At 51.9% G+C, this 5,474-nt stretch carries 2 tRNA genes and 3 rRNA genes; all 5 read left to right on the forward strand.

Features of this window, described 5'->3' with window-relative positions:
• The first annotated feature begins 263 nt into the window (after positions 1-263).
• A 16S ribosomal RNA gene (locus H6F86_RS31410) occupies positions 264-1,753 on the forward strand.
• A gap of 117 nt (positions 1,754-1,870) precedes the next feature.
• A tRNA-Ile gene (locus tag H6F86_RS31415) sits at positions 1,871-1,944 on the forward strand.
• Between the two features lie 81 nt (positions 1,945-2,025).
• Positions 2,026-2,098: transfer RNA gene (locus H6F86_RS31420), tRNA-Ala, on the forward strand.
• Between the two features lie 232 nt (positions 2,099-2,330).
• Positions 2,331-5,204: ribosomal RNA gene (locus H6F86_RS31425) — 23S ribosomal RNA — on the forward strand.
• Positions 5,205-5,277: 73 nt separating this feature from the next.
• Positions 5,278-5,394: ribosomal RNA gene (gene rrf / locus H6F86_RS31430) — 5S ribosomal RNA — on the forward strand.
• Together the 16S, 23S and 5S rRNA genes with 2 tRNA genes alongside form the textbook arrangement of a ribosomal RNA operon.
• Positions 5,395-5,474 lie beyond the last annotated feature (80 nt).

The raw sequence follows: 5,474 nt of genomic DNA on the forward strand, positions 1-5,474 counted from the left end.
TTTTTTTTCCTGCTTGACGTTTCCTTCTTCTGTTGTTATGTTAGATAAGCGGTGAGGCAAGCGCAGCGAAAGTGAAGCGAGCCGAGGTCGCCTGAACCTAGAGAATTAAATAGTTTGGAAGCCAGAATAGCACTTAATCTTTGTGAAAGAAAGTGTTTTCTAGGAATTTATTCTTAGGAATGAGATAACGAAAGGTAAGGGCATTAGTTTCGGCTAATGTGTTTGCTTAGATTTGAGCCTTAAGGGTTCTTCTTGTTTTTTACAACATGGAGAGTTTGATCCTGGCTCAGGATGAACGCTGGCGGTCTGCTTAACACATGCAAGTCGAACGGAGTCCTTCGGGACTTAGTGGCGGACGGGTGAGTAACGCGTGAGAATCTGCCTTCAGGTTGGGGACAACAGTTGGAAACGACTGCTAATACCCAATGTGCCGAGAGGTGAAAGCTTTAGTGCCTGAAGATGAGCTCGCGTCTGATTAGCTAGTTGGTGGGGTAACGGCCTACCAAGGCGACGATCAGTAGCTGGTCTGAGAGGATGATCAGCCACACTGGGACTGAGACACGGCCCAGACTCCTACGGGAGGCAGCAGTGGGGAATTTTCCGCAATGGGCGCAAGCCTGACGGAGCAAGACCGCGTGAGGGAGGAAGGCTCTTGGGTTGTAAACCTCTTTTATCAGGGAAGAAGCTCTGACGGTACCTGATGAATCAGCATCGGCTAACTCCGTGCCAGCAGCCGCGGTAATACGGAGGATGCAAGCGTTATCCGGATTTATTGGGCGTAAAGCGTCCGCAGGTGGTTGTTCAAGTCTGCTGTTAAAGCGCGAGGCTTAACCTCGTACAGGCAGTGGAAACTGAGCGACTAGAGTATGGTAGGGGTAGCGGGAATTCCCAGTGTAGCGGTGAAATGCGTAGATATTGGGAAGAACACCAGCGGCGAAAGCGCGCTACTGGGCCATTACTGACACTCATGGACGAAAGCTAGGGGAGCGAAAGGGATTAGATACCCCTGTAGTCCTAGCTGTAAACGATGGATACTAGGTGTTGCCCGTATCGACCCGGGCAGTGCCGTAGCTAACGCGTTAAGTATCCCGCCTGGGGAGTATGCACGCAAGTGTGAAACTCAAAGGAATTGACGGGGGCCCGCACAAGCGGTGGAGTATGTGGTTTAATTCGATGCAACGCGAAGAACCTTACCAGGGCTTGACATGTCGCGAACCTCGGTGAAAGTCGAGGGTGCCTTCGGGAGCGCGAACACAGGTGGTGCATGGCTGTCGTCAGCTCGTGTCGTGAGATGTTGGGTTAAGTCCCGCAACGAGCGCAACCCTCGTTTTTAGTTGCCAGCATTTGGTTGGGCACTCTAGAGAGACTGCCGGTGACAAACCGGAGGAAGGTGGGGATGACGTCAAGTCAGCATGCCCCTTACGTCCTGGGCTACACACGTACTACAATGCTACGGACAAAGGGTTGCGAGCTAGCGATAGCAAGCTAATCCCATAAACCGTGGCTCAGTTCAGATTGCAGGCTGCAACTCGCCTGCATGAAGGAGGAATCGCTAGTAATCCCAGGTCAGCATACTGGGGTGAATACGTTCCCGGGCCTTGTACACACCGCCCGTCACACCATGGGAGTTGGCCACGCCCGAAGTCGTTACTCCAACCGCTTGCGGAGGAGGATGCCGAAGGCAGGGCTGATGACTGGGGTGAAGTCGTAACAAGGTAGCCGTACCGGAAGGTGTGGCTGGATCACCTCCTTTTAGGGAGACCTACCCGCATTGACGCTTGAACACATTTTGTTATTAGAGCCAATGTTGGTCATCCCAAGGTCGTTCAAAGATAAGTGTTGGCTTCCAAGCTAGCTAGGTTTGGTTTATGGGCTATTAGCTCAGGTGGTTAGAGCGCACCCCTGATAAGGGTGAGGTCCCTGGTTCGAGTCCAGGATGGCCCACCTTTGAGAGCGGTCAGCCATCAGTTAGCACCGTCAGTTTTTCGGGCTGAGGTTAGCTAACTGAGCGTTGGTAGCTTTTCTGGGGGTTTAGCTCAGTTGGTAGAGCGCCTGCTTTGCAAGCAGGATGTCAGCGGTTCGAGTCCGCTAACCTCCACTGGGCTTTTAGTTTTAGTCCAAGTTGTAGGGTCTTTATTTCAGCAACTCATCTAGTGTATTTGGCTAGAGAGACTGCTGGATTTAGTTCCAGCCAGAACCTTGAAAACTGCATAGTAACTTGTCAGGTAGATAACGATAAGTAGTTGTTTGTTGCTACGTGAATAGTTTTAGTACTGTTCGCTAGTTGCGGTCGACTATTTATCCAATCACAGACACCAATGAAATTTTGTGGTCAAGCTACAAAGGGCTGATGGTGGATACCTAGGCACACAGAGGCGACGAAGGACGTGGTTACCGACGATATGCCCCGGGGAGTTGGAAGCAGGCATTGATCCGGGGGTTTCCGAATGGGGCAACCCTATATACTGTTACCTGAATCTATAGGGTAGCAAGAGCGAACGCAGCGAATTGAAACATCTTAGTAGCTGTAGGAAGAGAAAACAAACGTGATTCCCTTAGTAGCGGCGAGCGAAGCGGGAAGAGCCTAAACCAGATTGCATGCAGTCTGGGGTTGTGGGACAGCGACATGGACGCGAGCGGTTAGACGAAGCAGCTGAATACTGCATCAGAGAAGGTGAAAATCCTGTAGTCGAAAACTTAACGCTACTAGCTGGATCCCGAGTAGGTCGGGGCACGTGAAATCCCGATTGAATCCGCGAGGACCACCTCGTAAGGCTAAATACTCCTGTGTGACCGATAGTGAACCAGTACCGCGAGGGAACGGTGAAAAGAACCCCGGGAGGGGAGTGAAATAGAACATGAAACCATCAGCTTACAAGCAATCGAAGCACGATTTAACGTGTGACGGTGTGCCTGTTGAAGAATGAGCCGGCGACTTATAGGCACTGGCAGATTAAGCCGGGAATGGCGAAGTCAAAGCGAAAGCGAGTCTGAAAAGGGCGTTAGTCAGTGTTTATAGACCCGAACCCGGGTGATCTAACCATGTCCAGGATGAAGCTTGGGTAACACCAAGTGGAGGTCCGAACCGACTGATGTTGAAAAATCAGCGGATGAGGTGTGGTTAGGGGTGAAATGCCAATCGAACCCGGAGCTAGCTGGTTCTCCCCGAAATGTGTTGAGGCGCAGCGGCAATGATTATAGCTGGGGGGTAAAGCACTGATTCGGTGCGGGCTGCGAGAGCGGTACCAAATCGAGTCAAACTCTGAATACCCAGTGCACACATTGCCAGTGAGACGGTGGGGGATAAGCTTCATCGTCAAGAGGGAAACAGCCCAGACCACCAGCTAAGGTCCCCAAATCATCATTCAGTGATTAAGGAGGTGGGAGTGCAGAGACAACCAGGAGGTTTGCCTAGAAGCAGCCAACCTTAAAAGAGTGCGTAATAGCTCACTGGTCAAGCGCTCCTGCGCCGAAAATGAACGGGGCTAAATGATGTACCGAAGCTGTGGGATATGCAAATATCGGTAGGGGAGCGTTCTGTTGTAGTTAGAAGCATCAGCGAGAGCAGGTGTGGACGAAGCAGAAGTGAGAATGTCGGCTTGAGTAGCGCAAACATTGGTGAGAATCCAATGCCCTGAAATCCCAAGGTTTCCTCCGGAAGGCTCGTCCGCGGAGGGTTAGTCGGGACCTAAGGCGAGGCCGAAAGGCGTAGTCGATGGACAACTGGTTAATATTCCAGTACTTGTTTTGGTTTGTGCAGAGGGACGGAGAAGGCTAAGCTAGCCGGATGTTGGTTACCGGTTCAAGCGTCCGAGGTATTGAGAGTCGGTGAAAACGACTTGAGCTGAGGCGTGAGTACGAGGGGATACGTCCCCGAAGTAGTTGATGTCAAGCTTCCAAGAAAAGCTCTAAACACGTTAAGCCAAAATGACCCGTACCCTAAACCGACACAGGTGGGAAGGTTGAGAATACTAAAGGGCGCGAGATAACTCTCTCTAAGGAACTCGGCAAAATGGCCCCGTAACTTCGGGAGAAGGGGTGCCAGCGAGAGCTGGTCGCAGTGAAGAGATCCAGGCGACTGTTTACCAAAAACACAGGTCTCCGCTAAGTCGCAAGACGATGTATGGGGGCTGACGCCTGCCCAGTGCCGGAAGGTTAAGGAAGTCGGTTAGCGCAAGCGAAGCTGGCGACTGAAGCCCCGGTGAACGGCGGCCGTAACTATAACGGTCCTAAGGTAGCGAAATTCCTTGTCGGGTAAGTTCCGACCCGCACGAAAGGCGTAACGATCTGGATGCTGTCTCGGAGAGAGGCTCGGCGAAATAGGATTGTCTGTGAAGATACGGACTACCTGCACCTGGACAGAAAGACCCTATGAAGCTTTACTGTAGCCTGAGATTGGGTTCGGGCTTTGCTTGCGCAGGATAGGTGGGAGGCTATGAGAGTGTTCTTGTGGGGACACTGGAGCCAACGGTGAGATACCACTCTAGCAAGGCTAGAATTCTAACCTTAGACCATAATCTGGTTGAGGAACAGTTTCAGGTAGGCAGTTTGACTGGGGCGGTCGCCTCCTAAAAAGTAACGGAGGCGCGCAAAGGTTCTCTCAGGCTGGTTGGAAATCAGCCGTAGAGTGTAAAGGCAGAAGAGAGCTTGACTGTGAGACCAACAAGTCGAACAGGGACGAAAGTCGGCCTTAGTGATCCGACGGCACCGCGTGGAAGGGCCGTCGCTAAACGGATAAAAGTTACTCTAGGGATAACAGGCTGATCTCCCCCAAGAGTTCACATCGACGGGGAGGTTTGGCACCTCGATGTCGGCTCATCGCAACCTGGGGCGGTAGTACGTCCCAAGGGTTGGGCTGTTCGCCCATTAAAGCGGTACGTGAGCTGGGTTCAGAACGTCGTGAGACAGTTCGGTCCATATCCGGTGCAGGCGTAAGAGCATTGAGAGGATTCCTCCTTAGTACGAGAGGACCGGGAGGAACGCACCGCTGGTGTACCAGTTATCGTGCCAACGGTAAACGCTGGGTAGCCATGTGCGGAGCGGATAACCGCTGAAAGCATCTAAGTGGGAAGCCCACCTCAAGATGAGTGCTCTCATGGGTTAACCCAGTAAGGTCACGGGTAGAACACCCGTTGATAGGCGGTAGATGGAAGTGTAGTAATGCATGCAGTCGAGCCGTACTAATAGACCGAGGGCTTGACCTCCATCATTGGTGATACTGAAACTAAAACAAGTTGCTATGCAGCCTTCAAGGCTCTGTTTTAAGCTTTTGGCTTTCCTGGTGCCTATGGCGTAGTGGTCCCACCCTGACCCATCCCGAACTCAGGTGTGAAACATTACAGCGGCAAAGATAGTTGGGGGGTAGCTCCCTGCAAAAATAGCTCGGTGCCAGGTTGATTCTTAGGCAAATGGTGGGGTAGTCCAATGCGGCTATTCCACCGTTCTGTTGAGTAACCTCCTGCTTAAATCCTTCT

It is taken from the genome of Phormidium sp. FACHB-592 (assembly GCF_014695795.1).
Lineage (GTDB): Bacteria > Cyanobacteriota > Cyanobacteriia > Leptolyngbyales > Leptolyngbyaceae > Stenomitos.